This window comes from Symbiopectobacterium sp. RP (assembly GCF_050472005.1).
Taxonomy (GTDB): domain Bacteria; phylum Pseudomonadota; class Gammaproteobacteria; order Enterobacterales; family Enterobacteriaceae; genus Symbiopectobacterium.
The window spans coordinates 1,018,644-1,039,577 of record NZ_JBGOGS010000002.1; the positions used below are offsets into that span (position 1 = coordinate 1,018,644).

General features: G+C 52.1%; 19 protein-coding genes, 1 tRNA gene, 2 pseudogenes and 1 other annotated feature. Of the genes and pseudogenes, 2 read left to right on the forward strand and 20 right to left on the reverse strand.

What is annotated here, in order from left to right:
• Positions 1 to 45: 45 nt before the first annotated feature.
• From ACD630_RS24200 to xerD, 8 genes are all read right to left on the reverse strand, one after another.
• Positions 46 to 119: transfer RNA gene (locus tag ACD630_RS24200), tRNA-Gly, on the reverse strand.
• A gap of 82 nt (positions 120 to 201) precedes the next feature.
• Entirely contained in the window at positions 202 to 885 is a 684-nt protein-coding gene (locus ACD630_RS24205; protein WP_430360913.1) for a LysE family translocator, read from the reverse strand.
• A 67-nt stretch (positions 886 to 952) separates the two neighbouring features.
• The gene (locus tag ACD630_RS24210; protein ID WP_430360914.1) at positions 953 to 1,720 is read right to left on the reverse strand and encodes an AraC family transcriptional regulator; all 768 of its coding nucleotides are present in this window, start codon (positions 1,718 to 1,720) and stop codon (positions 953 to 955) included.
• 140 nt (positions 1,721 to 1,860) lie between these two features.
• Positions 1,861 to 3,378, reverse strand: coding sequence for a lysine--tRNA ligase (gene lysS / locus ACD630_RS24215; RefSeq protein WP_430360915.1), 1,518 nt, complete (start codon positions 3,376 to 3,378; stop codon positions 1,861 to 1,863).
• Positions 3,379 to 3,386: 8 nt separating this feature from the next.
• Positions 3,387 to 4,485, reverse strand: a protein-coding gene (gene prfB, locus ACD630_RS24220) for a peptide chain release factor 2 (protein WP_430360916.1) whose coding sequence is annotated in 2 segments (ribosomal slippage) — positions 3,387 to 4,409 and positions 4,411 to 4,485 — 1,098 coding nt in all. Because the reading frame shifts where the segments join, the coding sequence is not laid out codon by codon here.
• A 125-nt stretch (positions 4,486 to 4,610) separates the two neighbouring features.
• Complete coding sequence (gene recJ, locus ACD630_RS24225; protein WP_430360917.1) at positions 4,611 to 6,344, reverse strand: single-stranded-DNA-specific exonuclease RecJ; 1,734 nt, start codon at positions 6,342 to 6,344, stop codon at positions 4,611 to 4,613.
• A gap of 73 nt (positions 6,345 to 6,417) precedes the next feature.
• Complete coding sequence (dsbC, locus tag ACD630_RS24230) at positions 6,418 to 7,134, reverse strand: bifunctional protein-disulfide isomerase/oxidoreductase DsbC (protein WP_430360918.1); 717 nt, start codon at positions 7,132 to 7,134, stop codon at positions 6,418 to 6,420.
• Between the two features lie 78 nt (positions 7,135 to 7,212).
• Positions 7,213 to 8,112, reverse strand: a complete 900-nt coding sequence (xerD, locus tag ACD630_RS24235; RefSeq protein ID WP_430360919.1) for a site-specific tyrosine recombinase XerD — start codon at positions 8,110 to 8,112, stop codon at positions 7,213 to 7,215.
• A 310-nt stretch (positions 8,113 to 8,422) separates the two neighbouring features.
• Between xerD and ACD630_RS24240 the strand changes: the two are divergent.
• Positions 8,423 to 9,021, forward strand: a pseudogene (locus ACD630_RS24240) (IS5 family transposase); the annotation flags it as partial.
• Between the two features lie 23 nt (positions 9,022 to 9,044).
• Here ACD630_RS24240 and ACD630_RS24245 read toward each other — a convergent pair.
• The 6 genes and pseudogenes from ACD630_RS24245 to pheS form a co-directional block, all read right to left on the reverse strand.
• A complete protein-coding gene (locus ACD630_RS24245; protein ID WP_430360920.1) occupies positions 9,045 to 9,701 on the reverse strand; it encodes an IS630 family transposase in 657 nt (218 codons plus the stop codon).
• 60 nt (positions 9,702 to 9,761) lie between these two features.
• A pseudogene (locus ACD630_RS24250) lies at positions 9,762 to 10,349 on the reverse strand (IS110 family transposase); the annotation flags it as partial.
• A gap of 66 nt (positions 10,350 to 10,415) precedes the next feature.
• Positions 10,416 to 11,456, reverse strand: a complete 1,041-nt coding sequence (locus tag ACD630_RS24255; RefSeq protein WP_430360921.1) for an IS481 family transposase — start codon at positions 11,454 to 11,456, stop codon at positions 10,416 to 10,418.
• Positions 11,457 to 11,674: 218 nt separating this feature from the next.
• Entirely contained in the window at positions 11,675 to 11,971 is a 297-nt protein-coding gene (gene ihfA, locus ACD630_RS24260; protein WP_291973137.1) for an integration host factor subunit alpha, read from the reverse strand.
• Positions 11,972 to 11,975: 4 nt separating this feature from the next.
• Positions 11,976 to 14,363, reverse strand: coding sequence for a phenylalanine--tRNA ligase subunit beta (pheT, locus tag ACD630_RS24265; RefSeq protein ID WP_430360922.1), 2,388 nt, complete (start codon positions 14,361 to 14,363; stop codon positions 11,976 to 11,978).
• Positions 14,364 to 14,378: 15 nt separating this feature from the next.
• The gene (gene pheS, locus ACD630_RS24270; protein ID WP_430360923.1) at positions 14,379 to 15,362 is read right to left on the reverse strand and encodes a phenylalanine--tRNA ligase subunit alpha; all 984 of its coding nucleotides are present in this window, start codon (positions 15,360 to 15,362) and stop codon (positions 14,379 to 14,381) included.
• A gap of 153 nt (positions 15,363 to 15,515) precedes the next feature.
• Here pheS and ACD630_RS24275 point away from each other — a divergent pair, with 153 nt between their 5' ends.
• Positions 15,516 to 15,638 (forward strand): hypothetical protein, encoded by a 123-nt coding sequence (locus ACD630_RS24275; protein ID WP_430360924.1) that lies wholly within the window; start codon positions 15,516 to 15,518, stop codon positions 15,636 to 15,638.
• On the opposite strand, the gene ltrA is transcribed toward ACD630_RS24275, so the two are convergent.
• The 6 genes from ltrA to thrS all read right to left on the reverse strand — a co-directional run bounded on the left by ltrA (position 15,610) and on the right by thrS (position 20,843).
• Positions 15,610 to 16,776: a group II intron reverse transcriptase/maturase gene (ltrA, locus tag ACD630_RS24280; RefSeq protein WP_430360925.1), complete on the reverse strand. Its 1,167-nt coding sequence runs from the start codon at positions 16,774 to 16,776 to the stop codon at positions 15,610 to 15,612. The two genes, ACD630_RS24275 and ltrA, sit on opposite strands and share 29 nt — an antisense overlap.
• Positions 16,777 to 17,316: 540 nt before the next feature.
• Positions 17,317 to 17,438, reverse strand: a sequence feature (Phe leader region).
• Entirely contained in the window at positions 17,389 to 17,433 is a 45-nt protein-coding gene (pheM, locus tag ACD630_RS24285; protein ID WP_195313495.1) for a pheST operon leader peptide PheM, read from the reverse strand. It overlaps the preceding feature by 45 nt.
• Positions 17,439 to 17,674: 236 nt before the next feature.
• Positions 17,675 to 18,031 carry a 50S ribosomal protein L20 gene (gene rplT / locus ACD630_RS24290; RefSeq protein WP_009112987.1) on the reverse strand — a complete coding sequence of 119 codons (357 nt, stop codon included), beginning with the start codon at positions 18,029 to 18,031 and terminating at the stop codon, positions 17,675 to 17,677.
• 42 nt (positions 18,032 to 18,073) lie between these two features.
• A complete protein-coding gene (rpmI, locus tag ACD630_RS24295) occupies positions 18,074 to 18,271 on the reverse strand; it encodes a 50S ribosomal protein L35 (RefSeq protein WP_430360926.1) in 198 nt (65 codons plus the stop codon).
• A gap of 97 nt (positions 18,272 to 18,368) precedes the next feature.
• On the reverse strand, positions 18,369 to 18,911 hold the full coding sequence (gene infC / locus ACD630_RS24300; protein ID WP_195313494.1) for a translation initiation factor IF-3: 543 nt from the start codon (positions 18,909 to 18,911) through the stop codon (positions 18,369 to 18,371).
• A gap of 3 nt (positions 18,912 to 18,914) precedes the next feature.
• On the reverse strand, positions 18,915 to 20,843 hold the full coding sequence (gene thrS, locus ACD630_RS24305) for a threonine--tRNA ligase (protein WP_430360927.1): 1,929 nt from the start codon (positions 20,841 to 20,843) through the stop codon (positions 18,915 to 18,917).
• Positions 20,844 to 20,934 lie beyond the last annotated feature (91 nt).

Consider the following 20,934-nt stretch of genomic DNA (forward strand, 5'->3'; position numbering starts at 1 on the left):
TATCTGGGTTTAGTTGACTTTATTGGACGTTGTGAGAAGTGTGTTTGGAGCGAGTGAAGGGAATCGAACCCTCGTATAGAGCTTGGGAAGCTCTCGTTCTACCATTGAACTACACTCGCATCAGGTGTGCGTTGGGCATTATAGCGCTATCCGCTTGCCGGGCAAGCAAAAACCTGGCGAAAGTGGTGGCGTATTGAGCAATCAGTCAGCCAGAGTCAGCGGGATCAGCAGCGTTTGGTAGCCGTGATAGATAACTTGCACAGAAAAATAGGCAAACAGCAGTGCCGAGATGACATAGCAGTAAAAGGTCAGCCGCCCTTGTAGCGCCTGTCGGCCAAACTTAATCATACCTGCTAGGAACAACGTCCACAGTAATCCACCGATAAAGAAACCGCTGAGAAATACGCTCACCATCAGGGTTGAGCCGTCAGTTGACTGCGCGATAATCGAGCCGCCAATCGCTGCAAACCACAGCAGCGCGGTCGGTGATGCCAGCGCCATCCCCATACCGCTCAGAAAATCGTAGCCGCGAAACCGTTTTGTTACTGCTGGAAGATCAATCACATCCGCGTCCACAGGCGCTAATCGTTGCGTCTGATAATCACGCCAGGCCATGCGCGCCATGTTCCAGGTCATCCATAGCAGAATGGCACCGCTGCCAATCCACAGCGCCCAGCGTACCGGCAGCGCAGTAAAGATAACCGCTAAACCAAACGCAGAAAGTGCCGCGTAAACCAGATCACCAAAACAGGAACCAAAGCCAATCATAAACGCGGCGCGCGGCCCATCACGCATCCCTCGGTTAATGATCGCCGTATTCACCATCCCCAAATCCAGGCACAGCGAGAGGGAAAGCAAAATACCATTAAGCACCACTAACAACATAACCGCCACAGCTCCGCAGACATCAATAATGAACGCAAGTTTACGGGGTCGATGACAGGACGTATTGTCAGAAATTGATACGCTGAAAACGCCCCGGCGTCATGGCGTTAAAGCGGTTGAAGGTTTTGGTGAAGTGTGCCTGATCGGCAAAACCCAGACTAAGGGCAACCTCACTGATACTCATGCCCTGACGCAGCAGCTCACGCGCTTTGCCAATACGGCGCTGCATCAGCCAGGCCAGCGGCGGCATACCGGCTTCCTGATGAAAGCTACGCACCAGATGCGCCACGGTGATGTGTTCATCGCGCGCCAACGTATCCAGATTGGGCGGTTCTGCCAAGCAATCGAGCAAATGCGCCTTGATGCGTTTTACCCTGCGGCCCTCGCTGACCATCTTCAACGGCGCAGGGCTACCCATATCGTTGTCCATCAATGCTGCCAATAGCAGCACCAGCCTCTCCTGATACATCGCGCCATCGCTCAGCTCATCGCTGGGGTTTGCCAATAGTTTCAACTGCTGCGCCAGAACGGGAGCATGTTGCACGCCTTGTGCAAACAGAAAGGCACGACCAAAGAAATGCTCAAAAGCGCCGGGTTGTACGTAGAGCGAAGCACATTGCCAGCGACCATCGCTGTTATCACCGCTTTGTAGCTGATGCGGATTGTAGGTGGTCACCATCTGGGGATCGACATCAAAAGTGTTGCCATCCAGCCAGACATGCTCCACGCCGTTAAGATTGGCGCTAATCACATATTCATCATGGGTATGGCGGGGAAATCCGCCGGTATTTTCTAACAACGCCAGTTCAAACCAGCCATCACGATAGGTGATCATGGAGCCACTTCCCCCCTAAACAGAAGCGTGACGGTAGCATTTTTCTCTGTAGATTTACCAGCATGGCCCGCGGGATGACAACGGATAAAAAAACCCCATGCACGCATGGGGTTCATTATGCGTCAGTCGTTCGAAGACGTTTACTTCTGTGGACGCATCGCCGGGAACAGGATCACGTCACGAATGGTGTGGCTGTTGGTAAACAGCATCACCATACGGTCGATGCCAATGCCTAGGCCCGCCGTTGGCGGCAGACCGTGTTCCAACGCGGTGACGTAGTCTTCGTCGTAGAACATGGCTTCGTCGTCGCCCGCATCCTTTGCGCGTACCTGATCTGCAAAGCGCTCTGCCTGATCTTCTGCGTCGTTCAACTCGGAGAAGCCGTTACCAATTTCACGTCCACCGATGAAGAACTCAAAACGATCGGTGATTTCCGGGTTTTCATCATTACGACGCGCCAACGGTGAAACTTCCGCAGGATATTCGGTGATAAAGGTCGGTTGGATCAGATTCGCTTCTGCGGTTTCTTCGAAGATCTCGGTCACGATACGGCCCAGACCCCAGCCTTTTTCGATCTTGATCCCCAGAGACGTTGCAATGGCAGACGCTTTATCGAAATCGTCCAGATCCGCCACGTTGGTTTCCGGACGATATTTGCAGATAGCCTTGCGCATGGTCAGCTTCTCAAACGGTTTACCAAAATCAAACGTTTGATCGCCATAAGGCACTGTGCTGCTGCCCAGCACGTCTTGCGTCAGGGTACGGAACAAGCTCTCGGTCAACTCGATGAGATCTTTATAATCGGCATAGGCCATATAAAGTTCCATCATGGTAAATTCCGGGTTATGACGCGGCGAAACCCCTTCGTTACGGAAATTACGGTTGATTTCGAACACGCGTTCAAAACCACCAACCACCAGACGCTTCAGGTACAGTTCCGGCGCAATACGCAGATACATGTCAATATCCAGCGCATTATGATGAGTCACAAAAGGACGCGCGGAAGCACCACCGGGGATCACCTGCATCATCGGGGTTTCAACTTCCATAAACCCGCGCTCCACCATGAAACGGCGGATACCAGACATGATCTGCGAACGCACGCGGAACGTATTGCGCGATTCGTCGTTGGCGATCAGATCCAGATAGCGTTGGCGATAACGGGTTTCCTGATCCGCCAGACCGTGGAATTTGTCCGGTAGCGGGCGCAGCGCCTTGGTCAGCAAACGCAGTTCAGTACAATGGATGGAAAGCTCACCGGTCTTGGTTTTGAACACCTTGCCGCGCGCGCCCAGAATATCGCCCAGATCCCATTTTTTGAACTGTTCGTTGTAGATGCCTTCCGCCAGATCGTCACGCGCCACGTACAGCTGAATGCGGCCACCCACATCCTGTAACGTCACGAACGAGGCTTTACCCATGATGCGGCGCGTCATCATACGACCCGCCACGACCACTTCGATGCCCAGCGCTTCCAGCTCTTCGTTTTCTTTATCGTCGTAAGCCGCGTGCAGCGCATCAGAAGTAGAATCACGGCGGAAATCATTAGGAAAAGCGATACCGTGTTCACGCAGCGCCGAGAGCTTTTCGCGGCGCGCTTTCAATTCGTTGTTCAGATCCAGCGCCTGATCGGCACCCTGTGATTGTGACTCAGCCATGTGACTTGTTATAACCCCGCTTTTAAACTTGCTTCAACAAATCGGTCCAGATCGCCATCCAGCACAGCCTGGGTATTACGCGTTTCCACCCCGGTGCGCAGGTCTTTGATTCGGGAATCATCCAGTACGTAGGAACGAATCTGGCTGCCCCAACCGATATCGGACTTGTTATCTTCCAGCACCTGCTTCTCAGCGTTTTTCTTTTGCATCTCAAACTCGTACAACTTCGCTTTCAGCTGTTTCATCGCCTGATCTTTGTTCTTGTGCTGGGAACGGTCGTTCTGACACTGGGTAACAATATTGGTGGGTATATGGGTAATACGCACCGCAGATTCGGTACGGTTAACGTGCTGTCCACCGGCACCGGAGGCGCGATATACGTCAATACGCAGATCTGCCGGGTTGATTTCGATATCAATATCGTCATCCACTTCCGGATACACAAACGCGGAACTGAATGAAGTATGGCGGCGACCACCGGAGTCAAACGGGCTCTTACGCACCAAACGGTGCACGCCCGTCTCGGTGCGCAACCAGCCAAACGCGTAGTCACCGATAATCTTGATGGTAGCCGATTTGAGACCCGCGACTTCCCCTTCAGACTCTTCAATCACTTCGGTCTTGAAGCCTTTGCTCTCTGCCCAACGCAGGTACATGCGCAGCAGCATGCTGGCCCAGTCTTGCGCTTCCGTGCCGCCGGAGCCGGATTGAATATCGAGGTAGCAGTCGGCGCTGTCGTATTCGCAGGAGAACATGCGGTGGAACTCGAGCTGTGCCAGCTTGGCTTCCAGCGCGTCCACTTCAATGATGGTGTCGTTGAACGTCTCTTCGTCGTCCTCTTCCACCGCCAGTTCGAGTAGGCCGGAAACGTCTTCCAGTCCCTGTGTCATCTGATCGATGGTATCGACGATCGCTTCCAGCGAGGAGCGCTCTTTGCCCAGCGCTTGTGCACGCTCAGGTTCATTCCAGACGTCGGGCTGTTCCAGCTCGGCGTTTACTTCTTCCAAGCGTTCTTTCTTGGCATCATAGTCAAAGATACCCCCTCAGAACAGCTGTCCGGTCAGACAGGTCCTGAATGCGGTTTTTTACCGGATTAATTTCAAACATGATTAGCGTCTTACATTAGCCGTCAAACGACGGAGAAAAAATGGATATAAACGAACGATTCTAGCGGAATATACGCCAGTTTTACAGCCGTCTGGCGCAATTTTACCCCTACGAGCGATGACTCGCTACACCGGCCACAAATGCTGTATCAACAATTGCACGCTGCGTTTACCGCGAAATTCGTTAACCTCAAGGCGGTAGGCCAGTTCCGCCTCACGAATGCTGCTGTCGGGCCAGCAGCGGGTATCCACATTAAACGCGATACCGTCCAGCAGTGGCCCGCCATTAACCGGCTCCACCATCAGCTTCAAATGGCGCTCTTTCAACAGTTTCTGCTGCAAGATACGAAAACGCCCATCAAACGTGGGTTCAGGAAACGCTTGTCCCCACGGTCCGGCATCGCGCAGCATCTCTGCCGTCACCAGATTCAGTTCGGTTTGTATCAATTCACCGTCCGACCAGATAACCCCTTCCAGATGCGATTCATCCAGCCACTCTCCGACCAGTTCAGCAAAGCGCTCACGGAAGGTATCAAACTGATGTTCTTCCAACGATAGTCCAGCCGCCATCGCGTGACCGCCAAATTTAACCATCATCCCCGGATAGCGAGTATCCAGGCGTTCCAGAGCATCGCGCAAATGCAGACCGGGTATTGAACGGCCAGACCCCTTGAGCCCCCCTTCGCCCGCTGGTGCGAACGCAATCACTGGTCGATGAAAACGCTCTTTAAGCCGTGATGCCAAAATACCGACCACGCCCTGATGCCATTCGGGATGGTACATCACCAATCCCAGCGGCAGTTGTTCAAGGCCGTGTTCCAGCTTTTCGCACAGTTGCATGGCTTCCGCCTGCATCTCTTGCTCGATTTCACGCCGCGCCAGATTGAGAGCATCCAGATCGCTGGCCTGCATCCGCGCGTCGACGATGTCATCACACAGCAGCAGCGCCACGCCAATCGACATATCATCCAAACGCCCTGCCGCATTCAGGCGTGGTCCAATCGCAAAGCCCAGATCGCTGGCTACCAGTTGGCTGGCATCGCGGTTGGCGATTTCCAACAAGGCGCGAATGCCAGGGCGACATTTACCGGCACGAATGCGATTCAGCCCTTGCGATACCAGTATACGGTTGTTGGCATCGAGTGGCACCACGTCGGCCACTGTGCCTAGCGCCACCAAATCGAGCAGTTCCGCCAGTTTTGGTTCCGCCAATCCTTTTTGGCTAAACCAGCCGCTGTCGCGCAGACGCACAAACAGCGCCATCATCAGGTAAAACGCCACGCCGACGCCGGCCAGCGATTTAGAAGGAAAGGCACAGTCGCACAAATTGGGGTTAATTATCGCATCAGCGGCGGGCAACGTTTCCCCCGGCAGGTGATGGTCAGTCACCAACACCTGAATACCACGATGGTGCGCATCATCCACGCCGGCATGGGATGAAATACCGTTATCCACCGTCAGGATCAGCTCTGCGCCCAGCTTCTCGGCCTGCACCACCACTTCCGGGCTCAGGCCATAGCCATCTTCAAAACGGTTCGGCACCAGATAGGTCACCTGGCTACCGCCCATGCTGCGCAGTGCCAGCACGGTAAGCGCGGTGCTGGTCGCGCCATCGGCGTCAAAATCACCGACGACGACGATGCGCCGTTGTTCTGCCAGCGCCTGTTGCAACAACACTACCGCGTCGTCAATGCCATCGAGCAGGCGATAATCGAGCAGGCCGCGTAGGCTGCGATCCAATTCCTGCCCCCCGGTGACACCTCGCTGCGCGTACAGACGGCGTAGTAACGGAGGAAGCGTTGCGGGAAGTCCACTGCCTTCCGCCAGCGGACGCCGGCGGAGTATGGTTTTTAATTCCACTTTATTTTCAATTCCACTGCGTGACGGCGTGCATTACACGTTATCGCTTTTAATGGGGCAACCTGACAACAATTTATTCGCCCGGCTTAGCCGCAGCACGATGCGCGTTCAGCATGGCTAACATCTCTTTCGGTGCCTGATAACCCGGAACCACGGTGCCGTCCTCCAGCACAATCGCTGGCGTACCTTGCACACCGAACTGAATACCGAGTTCATAATGCGCACCGATATTGGTCTTGCAGGTTGCCGGGGAGATAGCCTCACCGCGCGACGCGGCGTCATACACTTTGTTACGGTTAGCGGTGCACCAGATAGACTGCATGTCCTTTTCCGTCGGCGAATTCAGCCCCTGACGCGGGAAAGCCAGATAACGAACGGTAATACCCAGATCGTTATAGTCTTTCATCTGCTCATGCAGTTTGTGGCAGTAACCGCAGGTGATATCGGTGAAAACAGTAATCACATGTTTTTCCTGCGTCGCTTTGTAGACGATCATTTGATCCTGCAAGGCATCCAGTTTTCCTTTCAGAATCTGGTTGGTCACGTTCACCGGCGTGCCGCCATCCACGTCGTAGAGCTGCCCTTGCAGCAAATGTTTACCATCTTCCGTTACGTAAAGTACGCCGCTTTCCGTCAGCACCGTTTTAAGGCCAGCGACGGGCGCAGGCTGGATATCCATCTTTTCAATGCCCAGTTTGATCAGTGTCTGTTTAATCGCCACGTCGTCAGCGTGTACTGCGCTACTCGTCGCCGCGAGCAGTAAAGAAAGCGCCATTAGCCCTTTTTTCATCGTATTCAGTCCCGTTCATGATGTATTCCGCCTGTAAAGGGCGCGTTTAGCCGTCTGGCCCTTATGTCGCCTGCAATGTCAGGCGCGCGGATGATGCTGTTGATGCAACTGCTTCAGCCGTTCAGTGGCAACGTGCGTATAAATTTGCGTTGTTGAAAGATCGCTATGCCCCAACAACATCTGTACGACACGCAAATCAGCCCCGTGGTTCAGCAAGTGCGTAGCGAATGCATGGCGTAAAACATGCGGCGAAAGCCTTTCACTGTCAATGGATGCCAGCACGGCATAGTGTTTGATACGGTGCCAAAAGGTTTGGCGTGTCATCTGCTGCACCCTGGAGCTCGGAAACAGCACATCAAGCGGTTGTCCGTTCAGCAGCCAGGGCCTGCCGTGCTCGAGGTAGCGCTCCAGCCAGTAAATAGCCTCTTCCCCCAGCGGCACCAGCCGTTCTTTATTGCCTTTACCAATCACCCGTACGACGCCCTGGCGTAAACTGACATCAGCAATGGTCAGCCCCACCAGTTCCGAGACGCGTAGCCCCGTGGCATAAAGCACCTCAAGCATAGCTTTATCGCGCAGCTCAAGCGGTTCATCCACACAGGGCGCTTGCAACAACGCACTCACCTGCGCTTCGCTGAGATCTTTGGGCAAGCGCTGGGGCAATTTGGGAGAAGACAATACTGCGCTGGGGTCGTCACTACGACGTTTTTCCCGGTATAAATACTGAAAAAAGCGACGCATGGCACTCAGCAAACGCGCCGAACTGGTCGCTTTGTATCCCCCTTCCACTCGTTCGGCAAGATAAGCTTGCAGATCAAGCGCCTGCACCTGCAATAAATCACTGTCGGCACGCTCCAGCCAATCGGCCAGTGCGGTTAAATCTCGCCGGTAAGAAATCAGCGTGTTGTCAGCCAGGTTTCGTTCTAGCCACATAGCTTCAAGAAACTGTTCGATGTGTGCCCGATCCTGTGCTTGCATACGCTTCTCCTCGCTGTGCGGCGTGTAGGGTAAAACCCTAGTGTTATTATGCCCGAAGTGACAGTAAAAGGTGCAGGATCATCACCTGAATTCGCGTTGCCGATTTTTTATGCAAATTTATTTTATGCTGTATTATTCACCACTCCGCACTACAAAATAGGGTAAAGCATAACTTATATCACAGGAAGTATTTACAATCGCGCAACTCGCCAAAGCAGGCTCTGTAGTCGCTTTTGCGCTTTTTGTGCTAGGCTGTGTCCCTTAATTGCTTGAGCTATAGTATCCATCTGTTTCTACGACACTTTTGATTATGGCTCGCTACGATATTTCTGATGAAGCATGGGCAATCATTGAGCCCTTGTTGCCAACCGTTTTGACACCTCCGCGGGCCGGCCGGCCGTGGGCAGAACATCGAAAAATCTTCAACGGCATGTTCTGGATACTGTGTTCAGGCGCACCATGGCGTGATTTACCTGAACGTTACGGCCCATGGAAAACCGTTTATAACCGTTTCAATAGATGGTCAAAGTCTGGAATCATTAACTTTATTTTCAATAAGTTACCTTCATTTCTTGATGCTCATGGACTTGTTGACTGGTCAGCCACTGCGCTGGATGGCAGTAATATCCGTGCGCTCAAATGTGCAGCTGGCGCTCAAAAAAACATCTCGATATTACCAACGATAATAGCCTGGGTCGCTCACGAGGTGGTTATGGCACCAAAATCCACATGGCGACTGACGGAAGCGGCATCCCACTAAACATCGTACTGAGTGCTGGGCAGGGTCACGAAAGCCTGTTTGCGTTACGACTCCTGGACGGAATTGGCGTGCAACGCCAGAACGGCAGCATGAAGCGTCGTGGCCATGCAGTACTGGCTGACAAAGCCTACTCTGTGAATGCACTACGTATAGCAAAGCGACTTAATTTTGATTACACCATATGAACTGAAAACAAAATCTCTGTATCGCAACCACTCTCTCTTTTTTTGCTTTTTACTTGTGCCCATTTATGCTCAATTGGGTTAAGATCTGGCGAATACGTAGGCAAATACTCCACCATATACCCTGCATCGATGATGACTTGTTGAATATTATGTTTTTTGTGAAAAGTTGCATTCTCCATCACGATTACCCTGTTTTTAGGGAGTACTGGAATAAGGACTTGTGTGACCCAGGAATAGAAAACATCGCTGTTAATATTGATATCAAATAATCCGATAGCAAACAGCGTTGTGCCTAATAACGCGCCGATAACATTTGTTCTTCCCTTGGCTCCCCCGTTCTTCAGACCAAAACACCGTTGACCTTTTGGGGAATAGCCGTGAGTCCGTGGGGTATCGTGTGGAAAACCACTTTCATCAATAAAAACAATAGGCTTACCTTCTTTTTCATACTGTTGTATTTTTTGTTGAAATGCTTGCCGGGCGCTTTCGTCGGCTTTCGGATGACGTAGAGTTTTTTTATAGGTCAATCCCAGCTTTTTAAGAGCTTGCCAAATGGCCTTCTGACAAACGCCAAAAACGCTCTGCACGTTCTTTTTGGTAAGCATCTGGATATAGCCAACCGACTTAAAAATGATTACAGCCAATGCCCTGATATGTGGCAAAAAATACAGCTAATTGTTATCAAAATAATGTCGCTTGGCTATATCGATTTCATCAATTTCCCCGTTGAGGTAAATATACTGGCTGTGAAGTCTGCTCAGAACCCTTGCCAGATAAGGTGGGAAGTAATTTTCTTCCAGCACCGCGGCCAGACGCCGTATCACGGCAATACCGCGAGGCAGACTGACACCAAACTCCAGTAAAAAAGCATGCATCTGGTTGGTGGTTTTAACGCGTTGCCGTATCAGCGAGCCACGGACCCGATGTAGGACAGCCATTGCCTGCTGGTCTTCCGTGCGGGGGTTTACAAAGCGCATGGAGGGCCGGGAAGCTGCTTCGCAGATAGCTTCTGCATCAACAAAATCGTTCTTGTTACTCTTAACAAAAGGGCGAACGAACTGTGGGGAAATCAACTTTGCCTCACTGCCTAAATCAGCGACTCGGCAAGCCATGAAGTGTGCACCGCCGCAGGACTCCATCACCACGGTCGCCGCCTTGCAGAATGCAAGAAAATGAATCAGCTGAGTGCGGGAAAACTTTTTACGCAGCAGCGCATGACCTTTTTCGTTCTGACAGTGAACGTGGAAGGAATGTTTACCGAGATCGATACCAATAAGCGTAACGTTTTGCATGATGTGTACTAGCTCAGACCTGATCTGACAGTTACCGATTATTTATACAGGTGGGTGTCTGTCAGATTACATCTGGTTCAGATTCTTTTCTACCCAGCTCCGTTTTCCATCGAGTAAAGTGGCCATCGGCGTACGCCCGCAGCACATTTTTCCCTGATGAGTTCGCTCATTATTGTAATGCCACAACCAGTTGTCCAGATCTACCTGCAGACTTTCCAGGTCTCCATATAACTTCTTGCGGAACGTAACCTGATAAAAATCCTGCAAAATGGTTTTATGGAAGCGCTCGCAGATGCCGTTCGTCTGCGGAGACATCGCCTTCGTTTTCGTATGCTCGATATCGTTGATAGCCAGATAAAGCTGATAATCATGCTGCTCCACTTTACCACAGTACTCCGTACCCCTGTCGGTCAGTATTCTCAGCACCGGCAGTCCCTGAGCCTCGTAGAACGGGAGTACGCTATCATTGAGCAGGTCGGCGGCGGTGAGCGGTGTTTTATTCGTATACAGCTTGCAGTGTGCCACTTTCGAGTACGTATCCACGAACGTCTGCTGGTAGATACGGCCCACCCCCTTCAGATTGCCCACGTAGAAGGTGTCCTGTGAGCCCAGATACCCGGGATGTGCCGTCTCGATTTCACCGCAGGCCTCATCATCGTGCGCCTTCTTCTCCAGGGCTGCGATTTGAGCGTCGGTAAGGACAATGCCTTCTCTGGCGACCTTTTCCTCAAGCGCCTTCAGGCGTTTACGGAAGTTCTCCAGGTCGTGTCGTTGCCAGATGGAGCGCACGCCGCTGCCGGAGATAAACACGCCTTTTTTACACAGCTCATTACTGGTCCGGTGCTGCCCATGGGGCGGGAACTCAATAGCATAATCAACAACCGTGCGTTCAGTGGCTTCGTCGGCGCGGTTCTTCAGGTTCGGAACCCGGCGGTTCTGGTTAACCAGCGCATCAATGGCGCCTTCAGCAGCCAGTTCCTGATAACGGTAAAATGTATCGCGTGACACGCCCATGCTCTTGCAGGCTTTTGATACGTTACCGAGTTCTTCGGCGAGATTGAGCAGGCCGGCTTTGTGTTTGATAATGGGATTGTTAGTATGAAGCATGAGAGTTACCTCGCGTTTTGTTTAAGGATTAGACACCCATATCAAAACCGGTAACTCTCAACCTTTCAAGGTCCAGTGTCAGATCTAGTCGCGACTAATACACATGATGATCCCCTTCAGAAAGAAAAACACCCTGTTAGCGTACCGCTCACAGGGTGGGGGTGACCATCTCTCATTAAGGCCGCTGACGCGGCCTTTTTGTGAATTGCATGTAAGAACTACTCCTTGGGAGAGGCGTTCTCAACTCTGCTTTTGAGCTTTTGCCCTGGACGGAAGGTGACCACCCTGCGCGCCGTAATCGGAATATATTCACCCGTTTTAGGGTTACGTCCCGGCCGTTGGTTCTTGTCGCGCAGATCGAAATTACCAAACCCCGATAACTTTACCTGCTCACCATTTTCCAGAGCACGGCGAACTTCTTCAAAAAAGAGTTCGACGAGTTCTTTGGCATCCCGTTTACTCAGCCCGAGCTTTTCAAACAGGTATTCTGACATTTCAGCTTTAGTAAGCGCCATAGGTTCAATCCCTCAAGGATGCTTGGAATCGCTGTTTTAGTGCCTCTACGCATTGTGATACGGTAGCAGCAATATCCTCTTCTGCCAGTGTACGAGAGGTATCTTGCAATACCAGACTGATCGCCAGGCTCTTATACCCTTCTTCCACGCCCTTGCCTCGGTACACGTCAAACAAGTTTACGCCAACCAACTGATTTGCGCCAACTTTCTTACATTCTGACAAAACTTCGCCTGCCGAAACGTTTTCTGCTACCACAACCGCGATATCACGACGGTTCGACGGGTAGCGAGAAATTTCGCTCGCATCAGGAAGCACGCGGTTTGCGACCTTGTTCCAGCTCAATTCGAACACTACAGTACGGCCATTCAGATCCAGCTTACGTTCCAGCTCTGGATGGATTACGCCAATGAAACCAACCGGTTCCCCTGCCAGATAAATCGCTGCGCTCTGGCCCGGATGCAACGCCGGATGTGATTCGGCTTTGAACTCAATTTCCGAAAATTTACCTGTTAGTGACAGTAGCGCTTCCAAATCGCCTTTAAGATCATAGAAGTCAACCGTCTGACGCGCCAGATCCCAATGTTCATCATAGCGATTCCCGGTAATCACGCCAGCTAACATAAGATCCTGACGAATACCGAGTTTATCCTGACTATCAGGAACGAATCTTAAACCGCTTTCAAAGAGGCGCAGACGGCTCTGCTGGCGGTTTTGGTTATACACCACCGCCCCAAGCAAACCGCTCCACAGCGACAGACGCATTGCTGACATTTCGGTGGAAATCGGGCTTGGCAGAATCAGCGCTTCTTCACCAGGATGAATCAGCGATTGCACTTTAGGATCGACAAAGCTATAGGTAATCGCTTCCTGATAACCGCGGTCAACCAACAGCGTTTTCACGCGCTTGAGCGAAAGCGCCGCTTCACGGTGCGATGTCATGGTGAGCGGCGCATGGGTCGGGATATTGGGAATATTGTTGTAGCCGTAAACACGGGCAACCTCTTCCACCAGATCCTCTTCAATCTCCATGTCAAAACGCCAGCTCGGTGCTACGGCAGTCCAGCCTGCATCAGTGCGTACCACGCTGCAACCGAGGCGAGTCAGGATATCACTTACCTGTTCGTCTGGGACGACATGCCCAATCAAACGGTCCAGTTTTTCTCTGCGCAGCGTAATGGTTGCACGGGCAGGTAAATGAGCGTCATTGGTTACATCAATTACCGGCCCGGCATTACCACCGCAAATACTCAGCAGCAGTTGGGTCGCACGTTCCATCGCGTTGTATTGCAACGCAGGATCGACACCACGTTCGTAACGGTGCGAGGCATCGGTATGCAAGCTGTGACGGCGCGCACGCCCGGTGATTGCCAGCGGATTGAAATAGGCACACTCGAGCAGCACGTTACGGGTTTCACCGTTAACCCCAGAGTGTTCACCGCCGAAAATACCGCCCATTGCCAGCGCTTTGTTGTGATCGGCAATGACTAGGGTGTCAGCATTCAACGTCGCTTCATTACCATCCAGCAGCGTCAGGGTTTCACCTTCTTGTGCCAGACGCACCACAATACCGCCGTCTAAGCGATCCAGATCGAAAGCGTGCATCGGTTGCCCTAACTCCAGCAGCACGTAGTTGGTCACATCCACCACGGCATCGATTGAGCGGATACCGCAACGACGCAACTTCTCGCGCATCCACAGCGGCGTTGCCGCCTTCACATCAATACCTTTCACCACGCGTCCCAGATAGCGCGGGCAAGCGTCAGACGCCTCTACGCGGATCGGGAAAGTATCGGAAACCGTTGCGGCGACCGGCGTAATGTCCGGTGCCGTCAGCGGCAGTTGGTTCAGCACCGCAACATCACGGGCTACGCCAATGATACTCAAGCAGTCGGCACGGTTAGGCGTCACGCTGATTTCGATGGCGTTATCATCCAGCCCGAGATAGGCACGGATGTCAGTGCCGATCGGCGCATCGAGCGGCAATTCGATAATGCCGCTGTGGTCTTCAGAAATGCCCAGTTCGGAGAACGAGCACAACATCCCTTCAGAAGGTTCACCGCGCAGCTTGGCGGCCTTGATTTTGAAATCGCCCGGCAGCACAGCACCAATCGTTGCAACAGCAACGCGTAGCCCCTGACGGCAGTTGGGTGCGCCACACACAATATCCAGCAGACGTTCACCGCCTACGTTAACTTTGGTAACGTGCAGCTTATCGGCATTGGGATGCTGGCCGAATTCAACGACTTCGCCGACGACCACACCATGAAACGCCCCCGCAACTGCCTCAACGCCATCCACTTCCAGGCCGGCCATGGTAATTTGTTCTGACAGTTCGTCACTGCTGATCGCCGGGTTAACCCACTCGCGCAGCCAATGTTCACTGAATTTCATAATGCTGTACCCGCCTTACTTAAACTGTTTGAGGAAGCGAAGAGCGTTTTCGAAGAATGCGCGCAAATCGATTACGCCATAGCGCAACATGGTCAGACGCTCCATCCCCATACCAAACGCGAAACCGGAGTACACTTCCGGATCGATGCCAACGTTATGTAATACGTTAGGGTGCACCATGCCGCAGCCCAGCACTTCAAGCCATTTGCCGTTTTTACCCATCACATCCACTTCTGCGGACGGTTCAGTAAATGGGAAATAGGACGGGCGGAAGCGCACCTGCAAATCTTCTTCAAAGAAGTTACGCAGGAAATCGTGCAGCGTGCCTTTCAGGTTGGTAAAGCTGATGTTTTTATCCACGATCAGACCTTCCATTTGATGGAACATCGGCGTATGGGTTTGGTCGTAATCGTTACGATAGACGCGGCCTGGCGCGATGATGCGGATCGGCGGCTGTTGTTTTTCCATGGTGCGAATTTGCACCCCCGACGTTTGGGTACGCAGCAAACGCGTAGCATCAAACCAAAAGGTGTCATGATCGGCACGCGCAGGGTGGTGCCCCGGAATATTCAACGCATCGAAGTTGTAATAAGCATCTTCGATTTCCGGCCCAGTGGCTACCGAGAAACCCAACTCACCGAAGAAGGTTTCGATACGATCGATGGTACGAGTGACCGGATGCAAACCGCCGTTTTCCATGGTGCGTCCCGGCAGGGAAACATCGATGGTTTCTGCTGCCAGACGGGCGTTCAGCACCGCCGACTCAAACGTTTGTTTGCGGACGTTCAGCGCTTCTTGCACATCCTGCTTCGCCTGGTTGATGACTGCACCCGCCGCAGGGCGTTCGTCTGCGGGCAAATCGCGTAGCGATGTCATTTGCAGGGTTAAATGCCCTTTTTTGCCTAGGTATTCGACACGCACATTATCCAGCGTCGCAATATCCTGAGCCGCGTCTATGGCTGTTCTGGCATTCGCTACCAGCTCTGCGAGATGTGGCATTGCATTCCTCTTCTTCTGCCTGTATGGCCAGTTATCATGATTAGAACCAAACGCAAATAGGGATAGGAGCCGCTCTCACGATCAGCTTCCTCCCACACCACCGTACATACGGATCCGTATACGGCGGTTCAGTTATAGCCAACCGACATTATTTTGATAACAGCCAGCTATGCTTTTTTGCCGCATATCAGGGCATCTGTTGTAATCATTTTTAAGTCGGTTGGCTATATGTTAATCGTCGCCCACCTTATATATCCGGCAGGCCCATTTCTCTGAACAGTCTATTTGGTAGGGCTATGCACAGCGCTGGTAACTGACTGATCCGCCATTGCTTGTGACAACTGCCCACTATCTGGGCTGCAAGGTCCTTACCGACCCCTCTCACCCTGAGCTCGCTATAACGAGTCCGCCCTTTCTTCCACTGTTTCCACAGCAGACTGCGCAACCTCCTTCTTACCCACCCCAGCAGGTTGCGCGTCAGTGACGGTAACTCGTTCAGACTGCGGCCTTTGCTGCGCCCGGTTATCTCTCTCAGGCGGGATTTAGCCCGTCTTATCGACTCCGGGGCAATGAGGATCCACGCTCTCCCTTTGCCGGAGCTGATGCTGTAACCCAGGAACTTACGTTCGCACGGTGGCGACACCGCACTTTTCCGCTCATTAACCTTCAGTTTCAGTCTCTTCTCCAGCCAGTGGGTGATGCTTTCCTTCACACGTTTACCGGCTCTTTCGCTTCTGACGTAGATATTGCTGTCGTCTGCGTAGCGGACGTGCTTCAGGCCACGCTTTTCAAGCTCGCGATCCAGTTCATCCAGCAACACATTCGACAACAGGGGCGACAACGGACCACCCTGCGGTGTGCCTTCCATCTGTGGGCTGACCAGCCCTGCCTGCATGATTACAGCATTCAGGAAGGCCCGGATAAGCTTTAACACCCGCTTATCCGTTATCCGCTTTGCCACCCGGCTCATCAGTACATCGTGGTTTACCCGGTCAAAGAATTTTTCGAGGTCGATGTCCACCACCCAGTGGTTGCCTTCTTCCACGTATCTCTTTGCTCGCTTCACCGCATGATGCGCTGACCTGCCAACGCGGAACCCATAGCTGCTTTCACTGAAGGTCGGATCCCACTGGCTTTGCAGCACCTGCATCACTGCCTGCTGGATGAACCTGTCCATTACCGTCGGGATTCCCAGTTGTCGGGTTCCTCCCCCGGGTTTCGGTATGTCCACCCTGCGGACGGGCTGAGGTTTGTATCTGCCAGCCAGCAGGTTACTCCGCAGTTCCGGCCACTGGTGTTTCAGATGGTCGGGGAGTTCGCTCACGCTTATTCCGTCCACACCCGGCGCGCCTTTGTTGGCTTTTACTCTTTTCAGCGCCTGCTTCAGATTTTCTTGGTTGAGGATAACCTCCATGAGACTATCCCCGGACGACGGGCTTTCCCGCTCCGGTTGTGTCTGGACGGTTTCAGCCCCTGATGGGGCAGGAGTCGGGGCTTCACCCCTTCTGCTCTCATCGGGGTCGCATTGCGTTTTTTGCTGCATGACCGTTCAGAACCTCCGGCGATACTCGCCACTCATCACTGTTCGGGCCTTCAGGTTTCCCCTACTATGCCCTCTGCTGACTTCTGCATAGCGATCAGCGCACCTCACGATGAGCTCAGTCCTGAATGCAGGACGCTATGCAGACCTCCCGGGGTAAGCCCGACCGCCTTCACCACACACCTGCCTGATTTACTCACTCGACCCTTGATGGTTATGGCCTTCGCGATCATATGCTCGCTCTGCCGATCGGATGAGCCTTGTATCAGGTTTCTGTTCGTCAGGTCATGGCTTTGCTCCACGCTTCCTTCAGACCCCACCTCGCGATGACGCCCTTGCACTTCGCTAGTCCTTCGCCACCATCAGGCTGTACAGGGGACTTTCACCCCCAAGCTGTCGGGCATGCCCGGCACACATAAAAAAGCCTCCCGGCGGGAGGCTTCAAGCGCTATTTTTCGTTTCTTTTCTTACGCGCAAAGCCTGAGATCAGGTGCTAAAGTAAAAAAAGAAACGGAAAATAGCAGTAGTCATACTTGCGTTACCTTAATGTCAATACGCTTGCGCGTCATCAGTGTCGATGTTTATCGCCAACAGCCTATCGGCGGGCACGTTTACGGTAAAAATGTTACTACAAACAGCACTGTCTTATTGGAAATCGACCCGGATAAAAAGTCAATCACAACCGTTATGGATATCGCTCAATGTGACAGAAAGGACACACTGATTGCTCCTTAAACGAAAAGAGGGAGCAACGCTCCCTCTTTCCACTGACTTACGCCAGGGCTGCTTTCGCTTTTTCAACCAGTGCAGAGAATGCCACTTTGTCGAATACGGCGATATCAGCAAGAATCTTACGGTCGATTTCAACAGAGGCTTTTTTCAGGCCGTTGATGAATTTGCTGTAAGACAAGCCATTTTGGCGAGCTGCTGCATTGATACGTGCAATCCACAGCTGGCGGAATTGACGTTTACGTTGACGACGGTCACGGTAAGCGTACTGACCAGCTTTGATTACTGCTTGGAAGGCAACACGATAAACGCGCGAACGGGCACCGTAGTAACCTTTCGCTTGTTTCAGAATTTTCTTGTGACGTGCACGAGCAACCACACCACGTTTTACGCGAGCCATATGCTCTCTCCTAACGTCTTATTCTTGATTCAAAAAGGTTACTTATGTGTACGGCAAACATGCGACAACCAAGCCCAGATCCCCTTTGGAGACCATACCCTTCGGACGCAGATGACGTTTACGTTTAGTCGCTTTTTTGGTCAGAATATGACGCAGGTTAGCATGCTTACGCTTAAAACCACCTTTGGCGGTCTTTTTAAAGCGTTTAGCGGCACCACGTACTGTTTTGATCTTTGGCATGTTAATTTCCACTTCGCATTGTTGATATAATGAATCAGCTAAGGCGAACAAAACCCGCGCGATGCGGACACAGCACGGGTTCTATTACTTGAATGCCTTACTGTTTCTTCTTCGGTGCAAGCACCATGATCATCTGGCGGCCTTCGATCTTCGTAGGGAAGGATTCGACCACTGCCAGTTCACTCAGATCGTCACGAACACGGTTAAGCACTTCGATACCAATCTGTTGGTGCGCCATTTCACGTCCGCGAAAACGCAGGGTGATTTTGGCCTTGTCACCGTCTTCCAGAAAGCGAACCAGGTTGCGTAGTTTAACCTGATAGTCGCCATCATCGGTACCAGGACGGAATTTGATTTCCTTAACCTGGATAACTTTTTGTTTCTTCTTCTGTTCCTTGGTGGCCTTACTCTTCTCGTAGAGGAACTTGCCGTAATCCATGATTCGGCAAACCGGCGGCTCGGCGTTAGGACTGATTTCAACTAAATCAACACCTGCTTCCTCGGCTTTCTCTAACGCTTCATTCAGACTGACAATGCCAATCTGCTCGCCATCGACGCCTGTTAGACGTACTTCTTGCGCGCGAATTTCTCTATTGATGCGATTAGGACGCGCCGGCTGAACTCGTTTTCCGCCTTTTATACCTTATTCCTCCAACTGATGAAGACTACGGCTGCGAATTTCTTGTTGCAGCTGCTTGATCACTTCGTTAACGTCGATGCTTCCCAAATCTTTGCCGCGACGGGTGCGAACTGCCACTTTGCCCGCTTCAACCTCTTTATCACCGCAAACAAGCATATAGGGAACACGTCGCAAAGTGTGCTCGCGGATTTTAAAGCCTATTTTCTCATTTCTCAAGTCCGCTTTTACACGAATACCTGCATCTTGCAGTTTTCGCGTCAATTCACTGACATATTCGGACTGTCCATCGGTGATATTCATCACCATAGCTTGCACCGGCGCCAACCAAGTTGGGAAGAATCCGGCGAACTCCTCGGTAAGAATACCGATGAAGCGCTCCATGGAGCCCAATATGGCGCGGTGAATCATCACCGGCACTTGGCGCTCGTTACTTTCGCCCACGTAAGAGGCGTTTAAACGGCCCGGCAGTGAAAAGTCGAGCTGCACCGTACCACATTGCCAGGCGCGATCCAAACAATCATGCAAAGTAAATTCAATTTTCGGACCATAGAATGCTCCCTCACCCTGCTGATCATCAAACGGAATCCCGTTCTCTTTCAGCGCAGCCGCCAAATCGTGCTCAGCGCGATCCCACATCTCATCGCTACCGATGCGCTTTTCAGGGCGGGTGGAAAGCTTAACGACGATTTTTTCAAAGCCGAAGGTGCTGTACATGTCGTACACCATCTTGATACAGCTATTCACTTCTGCACGAACCTGTTCTTCGGTACAGAAGATATGGGCGTCATCCTGCGTAAATCCGCGCACACGCATCAACCCATGCAGCGAGCCTGACGGTTCGTTGCGGTGGCAACTGCCGAATTCGGCCATGCGCAGCGGCAAATCGCGGTAAGATTTTAACCCCTGATTGAAAATCTGCACATGCCCCGGGCAGTTCATCGGCTTGATGCAATATTCCCGGTTCTCTGACGAAGTGGTGAACATGGCTTCTTTGTAGTTTTCCCAGTGCCCGGTTTTTTCCCACAGCACGCGGTCCATCATAAAGGGCCCTTTCACTTCCTGATACTGGTACTCTTTGAGCTTCATGCGCACAAAAGCTTCCAGTTCACGGAATACCGTCCAGCCATCGTTGTGCCAGAACACCATGCCTGGTGCTTCTTCCTGCATATGATACAGGTCGAGCTGTTTGCCAATTTTACGGTGATCGCGCTTGGTGGCTTCTTCCAGACGCTGCAAATAGGCACCCAACTGTTTCTTGTCTGCCCAAGCCGTACCGTAGATACGCTGTAACATCTTGTTTTTGCTATCGCCACGCCAATAAGCACCCGAGGTTTTCTGCAATTTGAAATGATGGCAGAAACGCATATTGGGCACATGCGGACCACGACACATGTCGATGTATTCTTCGTGGTGATACAAGCCGGGACGATCGTCGTGGCTGATGTTTTCATCCAGAATGGCGACCTTATAGGTCTCGCCACGCGCAGCGAAGACATCACGCGCTTCCTGCCAACTGACCTTTTTCTTGATAACGTCGTAATCTTTGTCGGTCAGTTCATACATGCGTTTTTCAAGCAGATCGATATCTTCCTGCGTCAGCGTGCGATCTAAATCAACGTCATAGTAAAAACCATTATCGATGACCGGGCCGATCGCCATTTTGGTATCCGGCCACAGTTGCTTAATGGCGTGTCCCAACAGATGCGCACAAGAGTGGCGCAGGATCTCCAGCCCCTCTTGATCCTTGGCGGTAATAATCGCCAATTGTGCATCAGAGTCGATCAGATCGCTGGCATCCACCAGTTCACCGTTAACGCGGCCCGCGATACAGGCTTTCGCCAGACCCGGACCAATATCCAGTGCCACATCAAAAGGAGAAACGGCACGATCATATTGACGCTGACTTCCATCAGGAAGCGTAATAACAGGCATTCTAGTTCCCTTATTCGCAGTGGTGACCCACACGAAAGATCACATACGAAAATGAATTCATTTAGTTTTCAAAATATTGTGTAACCATCTA